23 protein-coding genes and 1 rRNA gene are annotated in these 21,510 nt (G+C 72.3%); 13 read left to right on the top strand and 11 right to left on the bottom strand.

What is annotated here, in order from left to right:
• Positions 1–12 precede the first annotated feature (12 nt).
• The gene (pstB, locus tag ACIQUR_RS04375) at positions 13–789 is read left to right on the top strand and encodes a phosphate ABC transporter ATP-binding protein PstB (RefSeq protein WP_399938957.1); all 777 of its coding nucleotides are present in this window, start codon (positions 13–15) and stop codon (positions 787–789) included.
• A 229-nt stretch (positions 790–1,018) separates the two neighbouring features.
• Positions 1,019–2,521, top strand: a complete 1,503-nt coding sequence (locus ACIQUR_RS04370) for an FG-GAP and VCBS repeat-containing protein (protein WP_403658110.1) — start codon at positions 1,019–1,021, stop codon at positions 2,519–2,521.
• 67 nt (positions 2,522–2,588) lie between these two features.
• On the opposite strand, the gene ACIQUR_RS04365 is transcribed toward ACIQUR_RS04370, so the two are convergent.
• Positions 2,589–3,587 (bottom strand): anion permease, encoded by a 999-nt coding sequence (locus tag ACIQUR_RS04365; protein WP_403658107.1) that lies wholly within the window; start codon positions 3,585–3,587, stop codon positions 2,589–2,591.
• A 5-nt stretch (positions 3,588–3,592) separates the two neighbouring features.
• Entirely contained in the window at positions 3,593–4,213 is a 621-nt protein-coding gene (locus ACIQUR_RS04360; RefSeq protein WP_028797706.1) for a DUF47 domain-containing protein, read from the bottom strand.
• Positions 4,214–4,406: 193 nt separating this feature from the next.
• On the opposite strand from ACIQUR_RS04360, the gene ACIQUR_RS04355 reads away from it, so the two are divergent.
• On the top strand, positions 4,407–4,778 hold the full coding sequence (locus ACIQUR_RS04355; protein ID WP_399938947.1) for a metal-sensitive transcriptional regulator: 372 nt from the start codon (positions 4,407–4,409) through the stop codon (positions 4,776–4,778).
• 99 nt (positions 4,779–4,877) lie between these two features.
• Here ACIQUR_RS04355 and ACIQUR_RS04350 read toward each other — a convergent pair whose 3' ends face one another.
• Both ACIQUR_RS04350 and ACIQUR_RS04345 read right to left on the bottom strand, forming a co-directional pair.
• Entirely contained in the window at positions 4,878–5,045 is a 168-nt protein-coding gene (locus ACIQUR_RS04350; RefSeq protein ID WP_403658103.1) for a hypothetical protein, read from the bottom strand.
• Between the two features lie 117 nt (positions 5,046–5,162).
• Complete coding sequence (locus ACIQUR_RS04345) at positions 5,163–5,981, bottom strand: hypothetical protein (protein ID WP_403658100.1); 819 nt, start codon at positions 5,979–5,981, stop codon at positions 5,163–5,165.
• Positions 5,982–6,112: 131 nt separating this feature from the next.
• Between ACIQUR_RS04345 and ACIQUR_RS04340 the strand changes: the two genes are divergently transcribed.
• Positions 6,113–6,379, top strand: a complete 267-nt coding sequence (locus ACIQUR_RS04340; protein ID WP_403658096.1) for a hypothetical protein — start codon at positions 6,113–6,115, stop codon at positions 6,377–6,379.
• Between the two features lie 211 nt (positions 6,380–6,590).
• On the top strand, positions 6,591–6,866 hold the full coding sequence (locus ACIQUR_RS04335) for a hypothetical protein (RefSeq protein WP_403658093.1): 276 nt from the start codon (positions 6,591–6,593) through the stop codon (positions 6,864–6,866).
• A 139-nt stretch (positions 6,867–7,005) separates the two neighbouring features.
• Here ACIQUR_RS04335 and ACIQUR_RS04330 read toward each other — a convergent pair whose 3' ends face one another.
• The 4 genes from ACIQUR_RS04330 to ACIQUR_RS04315 all read right to left on the bottom strand — a co-directional run bounded on the left by ACIQUR_RS04330 (position 7,006) and on the right by ACIQUR_RS04315 (position 10,585).
• Positions 7,006–7,710, bottom strand: a complete 705-nt coding sequence (locus ACIQUR_RS04330; protein ID WP_403658090.1) for a phosphatase PAP2 family protein — start codon at positions 7,708–7,710, stop codon at positions 7,006–7,008.
• A gap of 200 nt (positions 7,711–7,910) precedes the next feature.
• Complete coding sequence (locus ACIQUR_RS04325) at positions 7,911–8,918, bottom strand: NlpC/P60 family protein (protein ID WP_403658087.1); 1,008 nt, start codon at positions 8,916–8,918, stop codon at positions 7,911–7,913.
• Positions 8,919–9,115: 197 nt separating this feature from the next.
• On the bottom strand, positions 9,116–9,904 hold the full coding sequence (locus tag ACIQUR_RS04320) for a thioesterase family protein (RefSeq protein ID WP_403658084.1): 789 nt from the start codon (positions 9,902–9,904) through the stop codon (positions 9,116–9,118).
• 72 nt (positions 9,905–9,976) lie between these two features.
• Complete coding sequence (locus ACIQUR_RS04315) at positions 9,977–10,585, bottom strand: LysE family transporter (protein ID WP_403658081.1); 609 nt, start codon at positions 10,583–10,585, stop codon at positions 9,977–9,979.
• A 59-nt stretch (positions 10,586–10,644) separates the two neighbouring features.
• Here ACIQUR_RS04315 and ACIQUR_RS04310 point away from each other — a divergent pair, with 59 nt between their 5' ends.
• Both ACIQUR_RS04310 and ACIQUR_RS04305 read left to right on the top strand, forming a co-directional pair.
• Positions 10,645–11,169: a GNAT family N-acetyltransferase gene (locus tag ACIQUR_RS04310; RefSeq protein ID WP_403658078.1), complete on the top strand. Its 525-nt coding sequence runs from the start codon at positions 10,645–10,647 to the stop codon at positions 11,167–11,169.
• 48 nt (positions 11,170–11,217) lie between these two features.
• The gene (locus tag ACIQUR_RS04305; protein ID WP_403658075.1) at positions 11,218–12,036 is read left to right on the top strand and encodes a pentapeptide repeat-containing protein; all 819 of its coding nucleotides are present in this window, start codon (positions 11,218–11,220) and stop codon (positions 12,034–12,036) included.
• A 98-nt stretch (positions 12,037–12,134) separates the two neighbouring features.
• Here ACIQUR_RS04305 and ACIQUR_RS04300 read toward each other — a convergent pair whose 3' ends face one another.
• Complete coding sequence (locus ACIQUR_RS04300) at positions 12,135–12,287, bottom strand: hypothetical protein (protein WP_403658072.1); 153 nt, start codon at positions 12,285–12,287, stop codon at positions 12,135–12,137.
• 1,076 nt (positions 12,288–13,363) lie between these two features.
• On the opposite strand from ACIQUR_RS04300, the gene ACIQUR_RS04295 reads away from it, so the two are divergent.
• The 6 genes from ACIQUR_RS04295 (at position 13,364) to ACIQUR_RS04270 (ending at position 20,622) form a co-directional block, all read left to right on the top strand.
• On the top strand, positions 13,364–13,672 hold the full coding sequence (locus ACIQUR_RS04295; protein ID WP_399938919.1) for a hypothetical protein: 309 nt from the start codon (positions 13,364–13,366) through the stop codon (positions 13,670–13,672).
• A 181-nt stretch (positions 13,673–13,853) separates the two neighbouring features.
• Positions 13,854–14,693 (top strand): hypothetical protein, encoded by an 840-nt coding sequence (locus ACIQUR_RS04290; RefSeq protein ID WP_403658069.1) that lies wholly within the window; start codon positions 13,854–13,856, stop codon positions 14,691–14,693.
• Complete coding sequence (locus tag ACIQUR_RS04285) at positions 14,683–16,008, top strand: hypothetical protein (RefSeq protein ID WP_403658066.1); 1,326 nt, start codon at positions 14,683–14,685, stop codon at positions 16,006–16,008. The genes ACIQUR_RS04290 and ACIQUR_RS04285 overlap by 11 nt, the downstream gene beginning before the upstream one ends.
• Positions 16,005–17,567: an SCO6880 family protein gene (locus ACIQUR_RS04280; protein ID WP_403658063.1), complete on the top strand. Its 1,563-nt coding sequence runs from the start codon at positions 16,005–16,007 to the stop codon at positions 17,565–17,567. The genes ACIQUR_RS04285 and ACIQUR_RS04280 overlap by 4 nt, the downstream gene beginning before the upstream one ends.
• An 18-nt stretch (positions 17,568–17,585) precedes the next feature.
• Positions 17,586–19,007, top strand: a complete 1,422-nt coding sequence (locus ACIQUR_RS04275) for an ATP-binding protein (protein ID WP_403658060.1) — start codon at positions 17,586–17,588, stop codon at positions 19,005–19,007.
• A 1-nt stretch (position 19,008) separates the two neighbouring features.
• Complete coding sequence (locus ACIQUR_RS04270) at positions 19,009–20,622, top strand: type VI secretion protein (RefSeq protein ID WP_403658056.1); 1,614 nt, start codon at positions 19,009–19,011, stop codon at positions 20,620–20,622.
• Here the strand turns inward: ACIQUR_RS04270 and ACIQUR_RS04265 are convergent.
• Positions 20,609–21,178: a GNAT family N-acetyltransferase gene (locus tag ACIQUR_RS04265; protein ID WP_403658053.1), complete on the bottom strand. Its 570-nt coding sequence runs from the start codon at positions 21,176–21,178 to the stop codon at positions 20,609–20,611. The genes ACIQUR_RS04270 and ACIQUR_RS04265 overlap by 14 nt on opposite strands.
• A 78-nt stretch (positions 21,179–21,256) precedes the next feature.
• Positions 21,257–21,373: ribosomal RNA gene (gene rrf, locus ACIQUR_RS04260) — 5S ribosomal RNA — on the bottom strand.
• Between the last annotated feature and the right edge of the window lie 137 nt (positions 21,374–21,510).

Genomic DNA, 21,510 nt, shown 5'->3' with positions numbered 1-21,510 from the left:
GCTCTGAATCCCATGGCCAAGCGCATCGACGTCTCCGGTCTCTCCGCCTTCTACGGCAACCACAAGGCCATCGACGACATCTCGATGACCGTCGAGCCCCGCTCCGTCACGGCCTTCATCGGCCCCTCCGGCTGCGGCAAGTCCACCTTCCTGCGCACCCTGAACCGCATGCACGAGGTCACCCCCGGCGGCCGCGTCGAGGGCAAGGTGCTGCTGGACGACGAGAACCTGTACGGCGCGGGCGTCGACCCGGTCGCCGTCCGCCGCACCGTCGGCATGGTCTTCCAGCGCCCGAACCCCTTCCCCACCATGTCGATCTTCGACAACGTGGCGGCGGGCCTGCGCCTGAACGGCAAGTTCAAGAAGAGCGAGCTCCAGGACATCGTGGAGCGCTCCCTCAAGGGCGCCAACCTCTGGAACGAGGTCAAGGACCGCCTGAACAAGCCCGGTTCCGGCCTCTCCGGCGGCCAGCAGCAGCGCCTGTGCATCGCCCGCGCCATCGCGGTCGAGCCGCAGGTCCTGCTGATGGACGAGCCCTGCTCCGCCCTCGACCCGATCTCCACCCTCGCCATCGAGGACCTGATCGGGGAGCTGAAGGAGCAGTTCACCATCGTCATCGTCACGCACAACATGCAGCAGGCCGCCCGCGTCTCCGACCGCACCGCGTTCTTCAACCTCGCGGCCGTCGGCCAGCCCGGCAAGCTCATCGAGATCGACGACACGGACCGGATCTTCTCCAACCCCTCCGTCCAGGCCACCGAGGACTACATCTCGGGCCGCTTCGGCTAGGAGGACCCGCGGCGCCGCCGCCGCGCGAGCCGAACGGCTCCCCCACACGTCCTGCGGTGCTGCATGGCGGTGCCACCGCAAGGCGAATCCGGGCCCGCCCCCTCACGAGGGGGCGGGCCCACCCACGTTCCGGGCACTCCAGGACCTGTGACCCGGGTCACCACAACCATCCGGCGGGCACACCGGTCAACTCTCTGTCAGGAGCATGATCCACGGGGGGGGGGTTGTCTTGCACAGGAACACCTACGTCGTCCTGGCCGCGCTGGCCGCGGCGACCGCACTCGGCACGACGGCGACGGCGGGCGCGGCGACCGGGGGCGCGGCGACGGCACCCACGCCCGCGGCGCCCACCGCCGCGACCGCCACCGCCGCGACCGCTGCCGCCGCGGCTCCGCAGCGCGGGGCGGACTTCAACGGCGACGGCTACGGCGACATCGCCGTCTGGGCCCCCGACACCCCCGGCCCGCGCTCGGCGAACGGCGGATACCTCGCACCCGACGCCGGCGGCGTCTCCGTCGTGTACGGCTCCCCCGCCGGCCTCCGCCGGGACGGCGCCACCCTGCTGACCCAGGACACCCCCGGCATCCCCGGCGACCTCACGGCCAACGCCCGCTGGGGCAACCCGGCCGGCCGCGGCGAACTCGACGGCGACGGCCACACCGACCTGGTCGTCCGCACACCCGAGGGCTACCTCGTCCTGTGGGGCTCACCCCAGGGCATCACCGGGGCCTCCACCCTGGTCGCCGCCCCGACCGCGCTGCCCGCCCCCGGCACCCCGAGCACCGGCGTGGCCGTGGCCGACGTGACCGGCGACGGCACCGCCGACATCGTGGCCGCCGGGTCCACCACCCGGGACGGCGTACGGACCTACGGCGTGCGCCTGCTGGCGGGCCCGGTCAGCCGCACCACCGGCAAGCCGGCCTCCACCACGTTCACCGGCACCGGCCTGCTGCACCCCACCGTGGTCCACGCCGGCGACATGACCGGCGACGGCGTCGCCGAGGTCGTCGCGGCCACCAAGGACCCCGCGAAGCCGGCCGGCCTCGTCCTGCGCCACACCGGCGCCGGCCTCTTCCCCGTCGGCACCGCCACGGCCGGCCCCGGCGGCGCCTTCGGCGACCTGAACAAGGACGGCTACCCCGACTTCGTCGGCGGCGACGGCGGCGCGCTGAACGGCTCGGCGCCCCGCTCCGGCGGCCGGATCTCCGTCACGTACGGCGGCCCCCATGGCGTCGGCACCACACTGCCCGCCCGCGAGTTCTCCCAGGACAGCCCCGGCGTACCGGGCAAGGACGAGCCGTACGACCGGTTCGGCCAGTCCCTCGCCGTGACCGACACCGACCGCGACGGGTACGCCGACATCGTGATCGGCGCCGCGGGCGAGGACCCCTCCGGGCAGCCCGGCGCCGGATCCGTCACCGTGCTGCGCGGCGGCCCCAAGGGCGTCACCACCACCGGAGCGCGCGTCGTCACCCAGGGCACCGCCGGCGTCCCCAGCACCTCCGAGGCCACGGACCTGTTCGGCTGGTCCGTGCTGGCCGCCGACACCGACGGCGACGGCGCGGCCGAGGTGCTGGTCGGCGGGCCCGGCGAGGACACGTACTCGGGCCGCGTCTGGATCCTGCGCACCGGCCCCGCGGGCCTCACCGGCACCGGCGCGACGAGCCTGTACTCCCGCGCCCTCGGCGGCCCGACCGCCCACCTCCACTTCGGCCACCAGCTCACCGGCTGACCGCGTACGACGACGCCCCCGCCGGAACGGTCCGGCGGGGGCGCTGTCGCAGGGGTGGAACGGGCCGTCACCCGAAGGCGAGGTTGACCACCCAGAAGCACAGCGCGGCGACGACGGCCGCGGCGGGCATGGTGATGAACCAGCCCAGGATGATGTTCTTGGCGACGCCCCAGCGGACCGCGTTGACCCGCTTGGTCGCGCCCACGCCCATGATCGCCGAGGTGATCACGTGGGTCGTGGAGATCGGCGCGTGGAAGAGGAACGCCGAGCCGAACATGATCGAGGCGCCGGTGGTCTCGGCCGCGAAGCCCTGCGGCGGGTCCAGCTCGATGATCTTCCGGCCCAGGGTCCGCATGATGCGCCAGCCGCCCGCGTACGTACCGAGGGACAGCATCACGGCACAGGCGATCTTGACCCAGACCGGGATCGGGTCGCCCGCCTGCTCGACGTCGGCGATGACCAGGGCCATCACCACGATGCCCATCGTCTTCTGGGCGTCCTGGAGGCCGTGGCCGAGCGCCATGCCGGCCGCCGAGACGGTCTGCGCGATGCGGAAGCCGCGCTTGGCCTTGTGCGGGTTGGTCCGGCGGAACATCCACATGATCGCGACCATCACCAGGTAACCGACGATCAGGCCGACGAACGGCGAGACGAACATCGGGATGATGACCTTGTCGACCACGCCGGACCAGATGACCTCCGTGCCGCCCGCCAGCGCCGCGCCGACCATGCCGCCGAAGAGCGCGTGGGACGAGGACGAGGGCAGCCCGAAGTACCAGGTGATCAGGTTCCACACGATCGCGCCGACCAGCGCCGCGAAGAGGATCCACATGCCGGTGCTGCCGTGGGGCGTCTCGATGAGGCCCTCACTGACGGTCTTGGCGACCCCGCTGCCCAGGAAGGCGCCCGCGAGGTTCATCACGGCGGCCATGGCCAGGGCCGCGCGCGGGGTCAGCGCCCGCGTGGAGACCGAGGTGGCGATGGCGTTCGCGGAGTCGTGGAAGCCGTTGGTGTACGTGAAGCCGAGCGCGACGCCGATGGTCACGACCAGCGCAAAGGTGTCCACGACGGTCAGGACTCCTTGACGGCGATGGTCTCCACCGTGTTCGCCACGTGCTCGAAGGCGTCGGCCGCCTCTTCAAGCACATCGACGATCTGCTTGAGCTTGAGGACCTCGATGGCGTCGTACTTGCCGTTGAAGAGGTGGGCGAGCAGCTTGCGGTGGATCTGGTCGGCCTGGTTCTCGAGGCGGTTGACCTCGATCCAGTACTCGGTGAGGTTGTCCATCGTCCGCAGGTGCGGCATGGCCTCGGCGGTCAGCTCCGCCGCCCGCGCCAGGACCTCGATCTGCTGCTCGACCCCCTTGGGGAGCTCCTCGACGTTGTAGAGGACGACGAGGTCGACGGCCTCCTCCATGAAGTCCATGATGTCGTCGAGCGACGAGGCGAGGGAGTAGATGTCCTCGCGGTCGAACGGCGTGATGAAGGAGGAGTTGAGCTGGTGGAAGATCGCGTGGGTCGCGTCGTCGCCCGCGTGCTCCGCTGCCCGCATCCGCTCCGCGATCTCGGCCCGGGCGGACGAGTCCGCTCCGAGCAGTTCCATCAGGAGCTTGGAGCCCGTGACGATGTTGTCCGCGGATGCGGCGAACATGTCGTAGAAGCTCGTCTCCCTGGGGGTCAGACGAAATCGCACGTGAGGTCCTCGGGGTGCATCGGATTCGGTCAGGCTGATGCTAGGCGCATCCTCCGGCCACGGCTAACCGGCGGTTCCCCAGTGTCCTCCATCAGGCAGAGTGAGGAGCAGGAGCCCCTGCCCCTTCGGGCAGAGCCGAGTAACCTATACCCACGAGGGGTATGCAGCCCCTTACCGGACACCGGGAGACACGATGACGACCACCGAGGCGGCGGGCACCACCGAGGCGGCCGGTCACGCGGCTGACCAGACGGCCGGCCAGGCCGCCGATCACGCACACGGGGTCCACGGCTACCACCACCAGAAGGCCGAGCACCTCAAGCGGTTGCGGCGCATCGAGGGCCAGATCCGGGGGCTCCAGCGGCTCGTCGACGAGGACGTCTACTGCATCGACATACTCACGCAGGTCTCGGCCAGCACGAAGGCCCTGCAGTCCTTCGCGCTCCAGCTGCTGGAGGAGCACCTGCGGCACTGCGTCGCGGACGCCGCGGTCAAGGGCGGGGACGAGATCGACGCCAAGGTGGAGGAGGCCACGAAGGCCATCGCCCGCCTGCTGCGCACCTGACGCCTTCCCCCGGCGCGCCGCGGCCGGTCCCCTCCGTACGCGGTCCCGGGCCCGGCTTCAGACTTCAGGCTTCAAGACTCAGCCCTCAGGCCTCAGGCCTCAGGCCGCCGGCCCGGATCCCGCCAGCAGCACCTCGTCGATGCGGTCCTGGCTCAGCCGGTCCTCGTCGGCGGCCGAGGCGGCGATGATCAGCTCGCCGCACAGCTCGATCTCGGCGAGGGCCACGTAGTCCTGGACAGTCGCACCGCCTGCCGGTGTCACGCGCATCACCCTCTCCCTGCCGTCGTCGGCTCCTCAGCGTAGGGAGGCCGCCACACGCCGCGCATGACACGGATGGACCATTTCCGGATACCCCGCGATGGCCAGCCCGTGTCGCCCCGACGCCTACTCCGCGATCTTGCCCGCGAAAATGTCCCGGCTTGCAGGCAATTGCACGGTCACCGGTGTCCCGAACCCGTAGAGCAGGGTGGTCGAGGAGACATCGATCACGCCATTGTTCACGTAGCTGAACCGGTGCCGGACCTTCCGCAGCCGGCCCTCCTCGTCGAGGTACGCGTCGAACGGCACCAGGTCCGTGCTGAACCCTTTCGCCGCGGCCTCCAGTGCCCCGCGCGCGTGCGGCGACGCACTGCGCGCCGCCCGGCCGATGTCCGTGGTCCCGCGGTAGTGCCGCACCTTGGTGCCGGCCAGCTCGGTCTCGCCCACGTACGTCACGTCGCGGGCCCCGCGCAGCAGCTCGGCCGCGGCCACCGGGTCGGTGGCGCCGCCGGTGACGAGGTTGCCGTCGGAGAGGGTGGTCGTGTCCACCCGTACCCACTTGTCGGCGGGCACGCCCGCGCCGCGGTTCTTCATGTAGAGCGCGCCCGGCGTGAGCAGTTCGGTGATCGGCCGGTGCTCCGACTTCCCCGCCGCGTCGGCCGGCAGCATGACCAGCAGCTGCCCCATCCGGTTGCGGAAGTCGACCCCGCCCTCGCCGCGGATCGTCACCCGCGTCCCGCCGGTGGCCATCTCCATGGCCGTCCGCGCGCGGGCACTGCCGGACCGCGCGAGCACGTCGGCGGCGCCGCGTACCGCCTCGGCGCCGTCGGGAGCCGCGCCGGGGCCCTCCGCACCGCACCCGGAGAGCAGTCCCGCCATCACCCCCGACACGACCGCGGCGGCGGCCACCGCCCCGCCCCTGCGCCTGTGCTCGTGCACCACCATCGCCTGCCAACCCCCAACGCGTCACCGCTGCTTGCCCGAGGCCCCCACCCGCTCCGCATAACGACGTCCGGGGTTCACCGTCACGGTCGGGAACCGGCCGGTGCCGCGCCGGTGGCGGGTACCGTTGTGGCGTGGACACGCACTCCGAAGCCCGGCCGTCCCTTCCGCTTGTCGCCCCTTCCGGTGCCGCGTACGGCGCGGCCGTCCCGGCGCCGCGTACCGCCGGTGAGGACGAGGGCCGGTCCACCGGCACCCCGGGCTCCGGCCACGTCACCGAGACCTCCGAGCGCGGTTCCTTCTGCACCGCCCGGTGCAGCTGCGGCTGGCGCGGACCGGCCCGCCGCTCGCGGGACCTCGCCCGCAAGGACGCCGCGGCCCACGCGGGGCGGCCGCTGTAGGGCCCGCCCGGCACGAGCCCCTGGGTGGACCTGCGGTCGCGCCCGCGGCGGCGCCCGCAGGGCCGGAGCGTCCCGCGCCGGGGCCCGTACGACACCTGCCGGGCGCCCGGTCACCCGTAAGGAGTGCGCCGGCTGGCGTACCCGGTGCCGGGCGGTTGCCCTGGTCGGAGGAGGGGGGACCACCTCCACAGGGCGGAGTCACATGCGACCCATGCGTCCCAGCTTCACCGTCGTCGTGTACGCGATCGTGCTCGGCTTCGCACTGGCCCCCGGCCTCGCCCAGGCGGCGGGCACGGCGAGGGGCGCCTCGGGCGGCACGTCGGGCGGGGACCCGGACCACAAGCCCGTCGGTACGGCGGACGGCCCGGCGGACGTCGCCCTGGCCCTGGGCACCACGGGCGCGGCGGCGACGGCCACCGGCCTCTGGCTCCGCTCGCGCCACCGGCGCGACGGCGGGCCGGACCACGGCGAGGAGCGCGAGCCCTGAGCGGGGGCCGGTCGCGTACCGCGGTACGGGCCTGCTTCGGCGCGGCGGCGCTGTGCCTGCTGGCCGCGGGACTCCTCGCCGTGCTCCGCCTGCTGACGGGGTGACACCGCTCCGGCGGCCTGACAGCCGGGCACCCCGCTCAGGCGGCGAGGTCGCTCTCCTGCGTGAACTCCTCGGCGGCCTGGGCCTGGGCCAGTTCGACGGGCCGAGGCGCGCACGCCCGGCGCGAACGGACGATCCACCCGGTACGCGGGGAGCGCGCGACGGCGCGTACCACCGGCGTGAGCAGCGCCATGGCGAGGGGGGCGAGCAGCAGCACGACGGCGGTGCCCAGGGCGAACCCGCCGACCACGTCGGTGGGGTAGTGGACGCCCATGTAGACGCGGGTGAGGCCCTCGACGAGCGCGAGGCCGATGCCGACGAGCCCGAGCCGGCGGTTCGCGACGAACAGGCCCACGCCCAGGGCCATCGCGAGGGTCGCGTGGTCGCTGACGAAGGAGAAGTCCGTCTTGCCGGCGGCCAGCACCTCCAGCCCCTCGTGCTGTTCGAAGGGGCGGGGACGGCCGACGAACCCGCGCAGCGGGACGTTCACGAGCAGCGCGATGCCGGCGGCCAACGGCGCCCAGACCAGGGCGGCGAAGGACTCGACGGACTCGGTGTCACCGCGGCGCCTGGCACCCCGCCAGCACCACAGGACGAGCAGGACGAGCGCGAGGACCAGGCCGTACTCGCCGACCAGGCCCACGGCGCGGTCGAACCAGTCGGGGGCGTCCTGCGCGATCCCGTTGACGCGGTACAGCAGGCTTACATCGGGGTTCGGCCCACCCGTCGCGAGTTCAGCCATCGTGCTGCGGCCCCTTGCCCTTGCCTCGTCCCCTGCGGGCGCACGCCGTCGTGCGCCCCTTCGCCCCCGCGATCAGCCCCCGATGACCATGGAACGCCCGTTCTGGCGCGTACGTTCCACTCTCCACCGAATGATCACCCCAACGTTATCGAAAGGTGACTCATCGTCGCAGCTCAGGGCCTTGGCTTAACGGAGCGTCGCTAGACCTGGGGCCGGGTCGGCAGGGCTTCCGCACCGTCCTCGGTGACCCGGGTGGCACCGAAGTAGTCCGGAGTGTCGATCTTGTCGAAGCGGATCACCGCTCCGGTGAACGGGGCGTTGATCATATAGCCGCCCCCGACGTACAGACCGACGTGCCGGATCGCCCGTGAGTCCGTCAGATCGTCGGAGAAGAAGACCAGATCGCCCGGCAGCAGCTCCTCGCGCGAGGGGTGCGGCCCGGCGTTGTACTGGTCGTTCGCCACGCGCGGCAGGTCGATCCCCACGGTGCGGTACGCGGCCTGCGTGAGCCCGGAGCAGTCGAACCGCCCCCGGTGCTCGGGCGTGCCCTCGCCGCCCCACAGGTACGGCGTCCCGAGCTTGCGCTGCGCGAAGTCGATGGCCGTCGCGGCCTGCCGGGAGGGCGCGACGCGCCCCACGGGCGCGGCGAAGCTCTGCTGGAGGGTGGTGATGACCTTCACGTAGTTCTGCGTCTCGCGGTACGGGGGCACGCCGCCGTACTTGATGACCGCGTACGCGCCCGCGTTGTAGGCGGCGAGCATGTTGGCGGTCGGGTTGCCGGGCACCTTCCTGACGTACCGGGCGAGTTCGCAGTCGTACGTGGCCGCCGAGGGGATCGCGTCGGCGGGGTCCCAGACGTCGCGGTCGCCGTCGCCGTCGCCGTCGATGCCGTGGCCCGACCAGGTGCCGGGCATGAACTGGCCGATGCCCTGGGCTCCCACGGGGCTGCGGGCCTGCGGGTTCCAGCCGCTCTCCTGGTAGAGCTGAGCGGCCAGCAGGGCGGGGTTGAGCGCCTCGCAGAGGTTTCCCCACTTCTGCACGAGCGACTGGTACCGCGCCGGGACCGCGCCCTTGGCCAGTCCGACCGCCCGCCCGCCGCCGCTGCCGATCAGGCCGGCGGCGGCCGAGTACGTCCCTATCACGAGCAGCCCGAGGAAGCTCAGGCACAGCCCGATGCCGATACCGCCCGCGACCCAGAATCTGCGCACCCGTCAACCCTCCCCCAGACCCACCGGGTTCAGTGGGCTTTTGCGTGTGCCCCCATGACTATTCCACCCGGAAGCCCGGCCACGCGACGCCCCCGCACGACCCCGCGGGCGCACACACCCCCACGACCGGGCGCACGGAACCCGGACCGGGGGCGCACGCCAGGGAAGGGGGCCGGCCCGGCAACGGCCGACGGGGACTACCTGGAGGCGACGAACAGACTCTGCGCACCCCGCCCGATGGGCCCCTTCTCGTCGTGCAGCACCGAGTCGGCGAGCCCGATCCCGGCCGCGTCGACGCTCGTACGCGCCTCCACGCACACCCACTCGCCGACGGGATGCCGGTGCAGGTGCACCGTCAGATCGGGATTGACGAACACGAACTTGCCGAAGTCCAGCACATTGCCGACCCCGTTGCCGGAGTCGGCGGCGACCAGCACCCGGTCCAGCGGCCGCGGAGCGTCGCCGGCCACCAGCGGCACCCGCATCCGCATCCAGCAGGTCCCCGGACCGGTCTCGGTGAACGCCCCCACGGCGAACCGCGTCTCCATCGCGGTGTGGTACCCGACGTCCCACGGCACCGGGAAGAACGGCGTCTCCGCCACCTCCCCCGGCGGCGGCACCCCCGGCCCCGGCACCACGGCCGGCACCGGCTCCGCCGCGGCCCTGATCCGCAGCGCCCGCGCCAGCATCACCGGCGCGTCCGCGCCCTCGGGCACCAGCGCCGCCTGCACGATCTCGGTACCGCGACCGGCCCGCAGCACCTCGGTGGTCACCCGCAGCGCACCGATCGGCACCGGCCGCAGGATCTCGTACGTCACCCGGGCCAGCTGCATGTCCTCGCGCGCCCCGGGCCGCTCCTCGACGGCCCGCCCCAGCAGCGCCGCCGGCGGCCCGGCATGCTGCGCCCCGGCATCCCACGGCCCGCGCGTGAACTCGCTCGCGACGTACCGCCCCCGGCCGACCCGCTCGTAGAACGCCTCACCCATCCCAGCAGGCTACCCACCAGTAGCCCACCCCACCAGGCCCCACCGTGACCGGCAGCCGCACCGCCCCCGGCGTCAGCGGGCGACGGCCAGGGTGGCGCCCAGGCCGACCAGGACCGAGCCGATGGCGCGGTTCAGGGCCTTCTGGGCGCGGAGCATGCGGGTGCGGAGGGCCGGGGTGGAGAAGAAGAGGGCCACCGCCGAGAACCAGGCCACGTGCGCCAGGGACATGAAGAGGCCGTACGCGGACTGCTGCCACAGCGGCGTGTCCGGCCCGACGACCTGGGTGAAGGTCGAGACGACGAAGAGGGTGGTCTTGGGGTTCAGGACGTTCGTCAGGAAGCCCCCGCGCAGCGCCCCGAGCCGCGTCAGGCCCGGCCCGGCGGCCAGGTCGACGGTGAGGTCGGCGCGGGCCCGGAAGGTGCGGACGCCGATGTAGACGAGGTACGCGGCGCCCGCGAGCTTGATCGCCGTGAAGAGGGCGGTCGAGGAGGCGATCAGCAGGCCCACGCCCAGCATCGTGTACGTGACGTGCACGAGGACGCCCGCGCCGACGCCGGCGGCCGCGAAGAGGCCGGTGGGGCGCCCGTACAGGTAGCTGTTGCGGACCACCATCGCGAAGTCGGCGCCCGGGCTGATGACGGCGAGCACGGTGATGACGGCCACGGCGATCAGTTCTGTCATGCCCCCGATCCTTGTCCGAAGCCTTCTGCCGATCAACGGAGATCCGGATACTGGGAGTTGTGATCACACTCCGGGACTTCGACCTGGCGCGGGACGGCGCGGCGCTCAGGGCATGGGTCGGCGCCTCGCGGGCCGGGCTGGTGACCTGGGCCGGCACCACCTTCGACTGGCCCCTGGACGACGCCCAGCTCGGCGGGTACGCCGCCGACGCCCGGCTGCGGAAGTTCGCCGCCGTCGAGACCGCGACCGGCACGACCGTGGGGCACTTCTCCCTCGGCGTACCGCCCGGCGGCGGCGAGACCCGGCTCGGCCGCGTGATGATCGCCCCGGAGGCACGCGGCCGGGGCCTGGCCCGGGCCATGCTGACCGAACTCGTCCGGTACGCCTTCCAGGACCTGCGCGTCCCCTCCCTCACGCTCGGCGTCTTCACCCACAACACCCGCGCCCGACACCTCTACGAGAGCCTCGGCTTCCGCACCCACCAGGTGCTGGCCGACTGCGTGGAGGTCGACGGCACCCCCTGGACCGCACTGGAGATGCGGCTCACCGCTCCCGGACCGGCGGCACCCGCGCCCGCCGGATGACGGTCGGGGGACAATGAGGGGTCCCGCACCGCACCCAGGAGCCCCACCGTGCCCCACCCGACCGCCCCCGCCGACCTCCAGGCGGACTGCGCCAGCTGCTTCGGGCTCTGCTGCGTGGCCCTGCCCTTCGCCGCCTCCGCGGACTTCGCCCGCAACAAGCCGGCGGGCACGCCCTGCACCAACCTCCGGGACGACTTCCGGTGCGGCATCCACACCCGGCTGCGGGACGAGGGCTGGCGCGGCTGCACCGTCTTCGACTGCTTCGGCGCCGGCCAGAAGGTCTCCCAGGTCACCTTCGGCGGCCGGGACTGGCGCGCCCACCCCGGCACCTCGCGCGAGATGTTCGAGGTCTTCCCGGTCATGCGGCAGCTCCACGAGCTGCTCTGGTACGTGACCGAGGCCCTCACCCTGCCCGCCGCCCGCCCCGCGTACGACGGACTGCGCGGCGCGCGGGAGAAGGTCGAGGCCCTGACCCGTGCCGACGCCGCGACGCTTGCCGCCCTGGACGTGGGTGCGCTGCGCCAGGAGGTCAACGTCCTGCTGCTGGAGACCAGCGAACTCGTACGCGCCGGGGCGCCGGGCCGCAAGAAGAAGAACCACCGCGGCGCCGACCTCATGGGCGCCCGGCTCGCCGGGGCCGACCTGCGCGGCGCGAACCTCCGCGGCGCCTACCTGATCGCCGCCGACCTGAAGGGTGCCGACCTGCGCGGCGCGGACCTGATCGGCGCCGACCTGCGGGACACCGACCTCGCCGGCGCGGACCTCACCGGCGTCATCTTCCTCACCCAGGCACAGCTCAACGCCGCCCGCGGCGACGCCGCCACCCGCATCCCGCCGGCCCTGACCCGGCCGGCGCACTGGGCCTAGACACGGGAGCCGCCGGTGGCACGGGCCCGCCGCGAACGCCACGAGGCGCTGCGGCCGGCTCGTGCTCCGGCCGCAGCGCCCTCATGACGCCCCGCGGATCAGGGCTGCTGCGCGATCTGCTCCCAGGGTGCGACACACACGGGGAACGCGACACCGTTCGTTGCGCAGGTGGTCTGGTAGACCGTGCCGCCCGTCGTCATGACCTTCAGGTAGAGGTCGTTACCCTGCGAGGCGAGCGTGCCGGTGCACACGTTGGCCGGGTATGACGCAGCGTGGACACCGTTGTTCAGCGCGTCCCAGGTGTAGGGGCCCCACTGACCCATGACCCCGCCGGGACGAGTCCGGTGACCGAGCGACGCGACGCCGTTCTTGACTACGAAGGCGAACTCCTCCGCGTTGGACGGCAGGTACGAGTCGATGCTCTGGCACGGACCGGCCGGTCCAGGAGAGCCGGACGGTCCGGGCGGGCCAGACGGTCCGGGAGGCCCGGAAGGTCCGGGCCTCCCGGAAGGCCCGGGCGGCCCGGGCGGACCAGGAGGTCCGGGCGGGCCGGGACATCCCTTGGTGCCGGTCGGCAGCGCCTGCCCGACCAGTCCGGGCGCCTCGCCTGCCGAACGCGGCCGCGGCGGCTTCGGGCACTCGTCCCCGCCCCCACCGCCCGCCTTCGCGACCTGGGCCGCCGTGCCGGTGCTGTTGTCCGCGAACACCGGACTGCTGAGGCCCGCCAGGCCCAGCGCGATCGGCAGTACGAGACCACCGACGAGCGCAGCCTTGCGTCTAGTCCTGGATTCAGGACCCATACGTCTGCTCCTTCGTCGTACCGAACCTCGGACGCTCCGGCCGGAAGCAGCGTGAGCATCCCCCGGAACACGGCACGGCGATGGAACGAAAGCCGGAATGTCGGACGTATGTCAGCGCATTGGCCGTACGCCGGCCCCCCGGCCTGCGCCGAACGGGGACCACCGAACCGGCGCAAACCCCCGTACAACGGAATCCACCAGCCCGTGGACACGTGTGAGCCCGAACGGCTCCCCCACACGGGCGACACCCTTGGCCCACTCGCCGGTCATTGCCCGGCGTCACCCCCCGTGATACACAGAGTGACCATACGGGCTTTCGCATACAAACGGTCCGGGCCCCCGCCCGGAGCGGCTCCGCGCGAGGTCAGAGCGCCGGAAGCGGACGTGAGCGGACCTGCGTGCCGAGAGATCGGGCAAAGATAGCCGCCAAGTCGACATACGGCGGCGGTTTCATCAGGGAAGATAGTGCGTGACCCCTGCCGGAGGGCACGGGCTGACGGAACTACCCAACAGGGGCGGTGAGTTACATGATCCTGGCAGCCGAAAAGGGCGACATCACCACCATCATCGGCGGAATCGCCCCGAACTGGGGCCCGTTCGGGAGTCTCGGCAACGAAGCGAAGGTCATGATCGAGGTGGTCATGGCCGTCGCGATCCTCCTCTGCCTCGCCATCGCCATCTGGGGCGCGGCCAAACAGCGGATCGGCGCGACCGCCCTGCGCGACACGTTCAGCGCGGAACAGGGCAAGGGGCTCATCGTCGCCGGACTGACCGGGGTGTTCATCATCGGATCACTCGGCACCCTCTTCACCATCGTGTACGGGATGGCCGTCTAGCCCCCGCAGGACGCCACCCGACCGCACGCCGGCCCCGCCGCCCCCGTCCCCGACCCCTCTGCACGTCCACCGCCCACCGGCTGAGGTTGCGTTTCCTGATGACGACTCACCACACCGCGCCCACGCGGGAACCGGCACAGCTACCGTCGTACCACGACACTGCTGAGGGGGCGGGCGCGGCATGAGCCACGACGAGGGGTACGGCTACGACGACGGCGAACGGGTCGGCGGCACGGGCCAGACCCGCACCCGCCTCCCGGACGCCCCCGGCGGCGACCCGTACGGCGGCGCCCGCCGCCCCGCCCGCGCCTCCCGCGGACTGGTGACGGTCGTCGGCGTCGTGGTGCTGCTCATCGCCGCCATCGCGTTCGCGAACCAGGGCGGCGGCGGGGACGGGGCGGGCACCGGCGACGCCAAGTCCCCCACCACCGGCGCCACCGCCCCCACGGGCACCCGCCCCGTCGCAGGCCGGCACAACGACGTGCCGGCGGGCTTCGGCCACACGGAACAGGGGGCGGAGTCGGCTGCCGCCAATTACGCGGTGGCGCTGGGTTCTGACGGAATGTTCGACAAGGAACGGCGCCGGCGGATCGTGAACGCGGTCTACCTGCCCGACGTCGCAGCCGCCCGCCTGACGGACCTGGACCGCGCCTACTCCGAGAAGGGCTTCCTCTCCGGAATCGGGCTCGACGCGGACGGCAGAGCACCCAAGGGGATGACCTTCATCTCCCGCACGAACCCCGTGGGGACCAAGCTGGAGCGGTACGAGGGGGACGCCGCGAGCGTCTCGGTCTGGTACTCCACCCTCTTCGGCATCGCGGGCGAGGGGTCCAAGAACCCCGTGACCGAGAGCTGGTACACGAACACCTTCGAGCTGCGCTGGATCAACGGCGACTGGCGGGTCTCGACGTTCGCGCAGAAGGACGGACCGGTGCCGGTCGCGCGCGACCAGGCGGCGTCGACGGCCCAGGAAATGACGGACGCGGTGTCGGAGTTCGGAGGGTTCACGTATGCGCGCTAGCCGACGTATCACCTCGCTGGCCGCGGTCCTCGCGGCCGCCCCGTCAGCGGTCGTCGTCCTCGCCGGACGGGCCGCGGCCGCGCCCAGCCCCGGCCCGACCGCCCCCCAGCCGTCCAAGAACCCGTGCGACCTGATCCGCGGACCCGCCCGCGAGTACTGCCAGAGCGGCGGGCAGGGCGGGGCGCCGCGCAACGGAGGGCTGACACCGAACAACCCGTCGGACGCCCTCGACCCCCTGTCATCCCTGGCGAAAGGCTGCGCCGACGCCGGCGCCTGGATCGTCGGGAAGCTCAGCGAAGCGGTCAAGGGCACGGCCAACGTCGACTTCACCAACGCCGCCTTCCTCCGCCAGTACGCCGTCGTCTTCGCCGCCTCCACGGTGCTGACGCTCGTCCTCTGGCTGCTCGCCGTCGCCAAGCGCGCCATCCGCGGCGTCCCCCTGACCACCGCCCTCTCCGAGGCCATCGGCTTCCTCTGGCTGACCGTCCTCGCCTCCGCCTTCACCCCCCTGATCCTCTACACCGTCGTCTCCGCCACCGACGGCGTCACCGAGGTGATCGCCACCGGCACCGGCAGCCAGACCGACGTGTTCTTCGGCTCCTTCGCCGAAGCGCTCAAGAAGGGCGAGGACATCGGCGGCGGACCGATCATGCTGATCGTCGTCGCGCTCGTCACCGTGCTCGCCGCCGGCGTGCTCTGGCTCGAACTGGTCATCAGGGCCGCCCTGCTCTACGTCGGCGCCCTGCTGGGAACCGCGGTGTACGCCGGACTCGTCGACCGCAACATGTGGGGGCACGTCAGGCGCTGGGCCGGGATCATGATCGCGGTGATCCTCGTGAAGCCCGTCATCGTCATCGTCCTCGGCCTCGCCGGGGCCCTCGCGGGCGACGACGGGCCGGACGCGTTCTCCGCCGTCGTCTCAGGACTCGCCATCATCCTCCTGGCGATCTTCGCCTCCGCGATGATCTACCGTTTCGTACCCGGCTTCGGTGACGAGATCGCCTCCGCACGCACGAACCGCAAGCAGGCCACCGACGGCGCCCAAGCGGCCGCCGTCATCAGCTCCCCGGCCTCCCTCGTGTCGCAGGGCATCAAGACCCACAGCAGCCGCGGCGCCCACCGCGCCGGCGGCGGCGAAACCAGGCCCGCCAACCCGCTCGCGGGCGGAGTGGCGGCCCACAGCAGCCGGGGCTCCTCCGGCGGGACCGGGGTCGGCGGCGGAACTGTCCCCTCCGCCGCACCCCCGCCCCGCGGCTCCGGAGTGAGCACGCCGCACACCAGCAGGTCCACAGGCACAGGAGGTGACGGGCGTTGACGACCCAGTCCCATCAGATCCACCCGGTCGCGCCCCGCCGTACGTATCTCATCGGCCGGGCCCGGCCGAACGCGATCATCGGCAAGAACCGCGAGACCGGCGAGATCGCGCTGATCATCTTCGGCGCGTTCCTCGGGATGATGAGCGGACTGCTCGTCCCCCACCTGATGCTGCGGATCATCACGCTGGCCGGCTTCCCCATGCTGGCGCTGATGGCGGTGTACGTCCCGTACAAGCACCGCACCTTCTACAAGTGGTTCGAGATCAACCGCAGTTACAAGCGGACCCTGCGCCGGGGCACCACCTACCGCTCCGGCGCCATGGAGGCCGGCACCCGTGCCGCCGACGGCCGCGAGGTCGAGGTCGGACCGCCCCCGGGCATCGGCCGCATCAGCTGGCTCGCCGCGCCCTTCGGGCCGGACGAGATCGCCGTACTCCTCCACGCGGACCGCCGTACCGTCACCGCCGCCATCGAGATCGAGGGCCCCGGCGTCGGCCTGCGCGACAGCGAGGACCAGGAGGCCCTCGTCGACCGCTTCGGCACCCTGCTCAAGCACGTGGCCAACGGCGACGGCTTCGTCACCCGCCTCCAGATGCTCGCCCGCACCCTGCCCGCCGACCCCGACGCCCACGCCAAGGACGTCGCCCAGCGCGGCGACCAGCACGCCCCCGGCTGGCTCAAGGACTCGTACGACCAGCTCCAGTCGATGGTCTCCACCTCCAGCGAGCAGCACCGCGCCTACCTCGTCGCCTGCATGCACTACACCCGCGAGCTGGCCGCCGAGGCCCACGCCATGGCCCGCGCCGCCGCCCCCCAGAAGGGCCGCCGGCTCGACAAGGACGCCGGCCTCGCCGTCGTGATGGCCCGCGAGCTGACCGACATCTGCGCCCGCCTCGCCGAGGCCGACATCCGCGTCCGCCAGCCCCTCGGCCAGGGCCGCCTCGCCTCCCTCGTGCACTCCATGTACGACCCGGACCACCCCATCGACCACATCCAGGCGATGACCAAGCGCAACGCCTGGCCGGCCGAACTCGACGCCGTCGAGCCCACGTACCTCCAGGCCAAGACCCGCGAGTCCCAGACCCGCGCCCCCTGGTGCCACGCCACCGCCTGGGTGAAGGAGTGGCCGATGACCCCCGTCGGCGTCAACTTCCTCGCCCCGCTGCTGGTCCACACCCCGGACGTGATCCGCACCGTCGCCGTCACCATGGACCTCGAACCCACCGAGATCGCCATCGAGCGGATGCTCACGGAGAAGACCAACGACGAGGCCGAGGCCTCCCGCGCCGCCAAGATGAACCGCACCGTCGACCCCCGGGACATCGCCGCCCACGGACGGCTCGACCAGAGGGGTGAAGATCTCGCCAGCGGTGCGGCGGGGGTCAACCTGGTCGGGTACATCACCGTGTCATCGCGATCACCGGAAGCCCTCGCCCGCGACAAGCGGACCATAAGGGCCTCAGCCGGCAAGTCGTACCTCAAGCTCGAATGGTGCGACCGCGAGCACCACCGCGCCTTCGTCAACACCCTGCCGTTCGCCACCGGCATCCGACGCTAGCTGGAGGGCAGACCCGCCATGCGAGATCCGCTGTCCGCGCTGACGGACGCCTTCACCAGCTTCCTCTTCGGGAAGGTCGAGACCACCCGGCTGCCCGTCCGCACCTCCACCGGCCAGGCCCAGGCCGTCTACCTCCCCACCGCGGCCCCCGGCCTCGGCGACTCCGGCGTGATCATCGGCCGTGAGGTGTACAGCGGCAAGGGCTACATCTACGACCCCTTCCAGCTGTACGGCCAGCAGCTCCCGGCACCCCACTGGCTCGTCCTCGGCGAGTCCGGCAACGGCAAGTCCGCGCTGGAGAAGACCTACGTCCTGCGCCAGCTCCGCTTCCGCGACCGCCAGGTCGTGGTCCTGGACGCCCAGGGCGAGGACGGCGTCGGCGAGTGGAACCTCATCGCCCAGCAGCTGGGGATAACTCCCATCCGCCTCGACCCCGTCGCCGCCGCCGACGGCGGGATCCGGCTCAACCCGCTCGACCCGGCCATCACCACCACCGGCCAGCTCGCGCTGCTGCGCACCATCATCGAGGTCGCGATGGGGCACGGCCTCGACGAGCGCGCCGGCTTCGCCCTCAAGGTCGCGCACGCCTACGTCAACGAGACGATCCTCGACCGCCAGCCGGTCCTCACCGACATCGTCGAGCAGCTCCGCCACCCCGAGGCGGAATCGGCCGAGGCGATGAACGTCGACATAGACGACGTACGCGCCTGGGGCCTGGACGTGGCCCTGGTGCTGGACCGCCTCGTCGACGGCGACCTGCGCGGCATGTTCGACGGCCCGACCACGGTCGGCATCGACCTCGACGCGCCCCTGATCGTCTTCGACCTGTCCCACATCGACCGCAACTCCATCGCCATGCCCATCCTCATGGCGATCGTCGGCGTCTGGCTGGAACACACCTGGATCCGCCCAGACCGGAAGAAACGCATCTTCCTGGTCGAAGAGGCCTGGCACATCATCAATTCGCCCTTCGTCGCACAGCTGTTCCAGCGGCTGCTGAAGTTCGGGCGCCGCCTCGGCCTGTCCTTCGTCGCCGTCGTCCACCACCTGTCCGACGTCGTGGACGGCGCCGCCGCCCGCGAGGCCGCGGCCATCCTCAAGATGGCGTCCACCCGCACCATCTACGCCCAGAAGGCGGACGAGGCACGGGCCACCGGACGCGTCCTCGGCCTGCCCCGCTGGGCGGTCGAGATCATCCCCACCCTCACCCCGGGCATCGCGGTGTGGGACGTCAACGGCAACGTACAGGTCGTCAAACACCTGATCACAGAAGCCGAGCGCCCCCTCGTCTACACCGACCGGGCCATGACCGAGTCCTCGGCCGCCGCCGGACACCAGCTCCCCGACGACCTGCTGGCGGCCGAACTGGAGGCGGAGGAACGCGCCATGCTGATCGAACAGCAACTCCACGGCGACTCCGCGGAATCCACGGTGGCCTGAGATGCCGCGGGACGGAGCACGGGGGCACGCCGGCGGGGGAACGCACGGAGGGCGGGAACACCAGCCGCGGGGCGTCCCCGACGCCCTGCTGGTGGGCCTCCTGGCCTTCCTGCTCGGCCTGACCGTCCTGGTCTGGACGTCCACCGGCCTCGCCGCGCTCTTCGCGCGCGGCGCCTGGCCGGACACCGTCACGTTCTCCCGTACGCCCGTGGCCCTGCGGCAGCTGGTGGCCCAGCCGCACGACCTGGCCGGTGCCTGGCCCGACACCCCGCCCGCCGCACTCTCCGGCTGGGGTCTCTTCTGGGGCATCCTCATCAGCCAACTGCTGGTGCTCTTCGTGCTGGTGGTCTTCGCCATGGGCGTGCTGGCCCGCCTCAAGGCCCGCCGCGCCCTGGCCCGTACGTCGCCGCCCGGGACGTACGCGCCTGCCCCCGCGGATCCGTACGCGCCCCGGCACCCGTACGAGTCCCCGGAACCGTACGAGCCCCGGCACCCGGCAGCGTCCAAGGCCCCCGCACCGCCGGCACACACCCCCGCCCCGGCACCCGAGTCCCCGACGGCACCCGCCGCCCGGGAACCCGCACCCGAGCCCGTACCCGCCCCGCGCCCCGCGGAGGCCCCCACGGCCGCACCCGCCCGCCCCGCGTGGTGGGAGGAGGACACCAAGGGCCCCCGGGTCCGCTACGGCGGCCCCGAGGACCGCTACCGCGCCGCGGTCCGCCGCATCGCGGAGGCGGAGGGCGCCGCCCTGGTCGTGACGTCCTCACCCGCCCTCTGGGCCGCGACGAAGGACGCCCGGGCCAAGCTCGGTCCCGTCCTCCTGTACGACCCCACGCACCAGTGCGACACGCCCGCCCGGCTCCACTGGCACCCCGGCACCGGCTGCGCCGACCGGGACACCGCGGCCGCCCGGGCGGTCGCCCTGCTGGCCCCCGTCCGCCCCCAGGCCCGCATCGACGCGGCCGTGGCCGACACCGCCGAAACGCTCCTGCGGAGCTGGCTGCACGCCGCCGCCCTGGACGACCGGCCCTTCAAGCAGCTCCACCGCTGGGCCCAGGGCGCCGGCACGCAGGAACCCGTACGCATCCTCCGCACCCACCCCAAGGCGGCCCCCGGCACTGCGGGGGAGCTGGAGAACGCCCTCACCGCACACCCGGAGCGCCGGGAGATCGCCCGCGAGCTCACCGCACGGGCCCTGTCCTCGATGTCCTCCGTGCACATCAGGGACGCCTGCACCCCGAATCGAACGGACTCGCTGGCGCTGGCATCTTTCCCCGCCGAAGGGGGCACCCTCTACGTGGTGGGTGAGCCCATCGAGGATCCCCGGACCTCTCCCGGAGCGATGCCCCTGCTCACCGCACTCGCGTCAAGCGTGGTCGAGCACGGCCGCCGCATGGCCGCACGGTCATCCGACGGTCGGCTCGACCCACCAATGAGCCTGGTGCTGGACGACGTCGCCGCCGTGGCACCGGTGCCGCAGCTGCCCGCCCTCCTCTCCCCCGCCGTCGGAGACCCCTCGCTGCCCCTGCTGGCGCTGCTGCGCAGCCGGGAGCAGGGCCGGGCCCGCTGGCCGGACGCGGAGCTGCCCGAGGTGCCGAGCGCTACGCGCGGCTGAGCGCGTACTCGATCTCCCGGGCGCCGTCGGCGCCGGGCACGGGCACGGTCCGGCCGGTGGCCTCGAAGCCGAAGCGCCGGTAGAAGGCGGCCGCCCTGGCGTTCTCCTCGTGCACGAAGAGGCGTACGCGGGCCAGCTCGGGCTCCCGGAGCGACCAGGACCACTCGACGGCCGCGGAGAACAGGGCCTCGATCAGCCCGGTGCCGCGGTGCTCGGGCCGCACGTAGACGCCGACCAGGTGGGCCTGGTCCTGCTCGATGGGGTCCTCCAGCACGCTGTCGCTGCCGGCCCGCTCCACCAGCACGCTGACGCTGCCGCCCCAGCGGCCGGCGGCGTCCTCGGCCACGAACTGGCGGACCACGTTGCCCGAGGCGGCTCCCTCGGTCCGTTCCTGCCAGAAGCTGTCGGGCCGCGCGGAGGCGGCTTCGTGGGTGTCGAGGAACGCGATGGGGGCGACGGGATCGGCGAGGGAGGCCAGGCGGATCTCCTTGACCTTCTCCCACTCGCCGGCGCGGACGGGACGTATGACGTGCTGCTGGGCTTCCTTCTGGATCATGGCCGGATCCTACGCAAACGCAGAAAAGCCCCGCACCAGGATTCTTTCGAATCGGTGCGGGGCTTTCCCACAATGATTGTTCGGCGGCGTCCTACTCTCCCACAGGGTCCCCCCTGCAGTACCATCGGCGCTGAAAGGCTTAGCTTCCGGGTTCGGAATGTAACCGGGCGTTTCCCTAACGCTATGACCACCGAAACACTATGAAGTTGACCAACCGGACGATGACACGGTTCGTTACTTCAGAACTAACACAGTGGACGCGAGCAACTGAGGACAAGCCCTCGGCCTATTAGTACCAGTCAGCTCCACCCGTTACCGGGCTTCCACATCTG

This window comes from Streptomyces sp. NPDC101132, assembly GCF_044759225.1.
Classification (GTDB): Bacteria; Actinomycetota; Actinomycetes; order Streptomycetales; family Streptomycetaceae; genus Streptomyces.
This window is presented reverse-complemented; position numbering and strand designations above follow the sequence as displayed.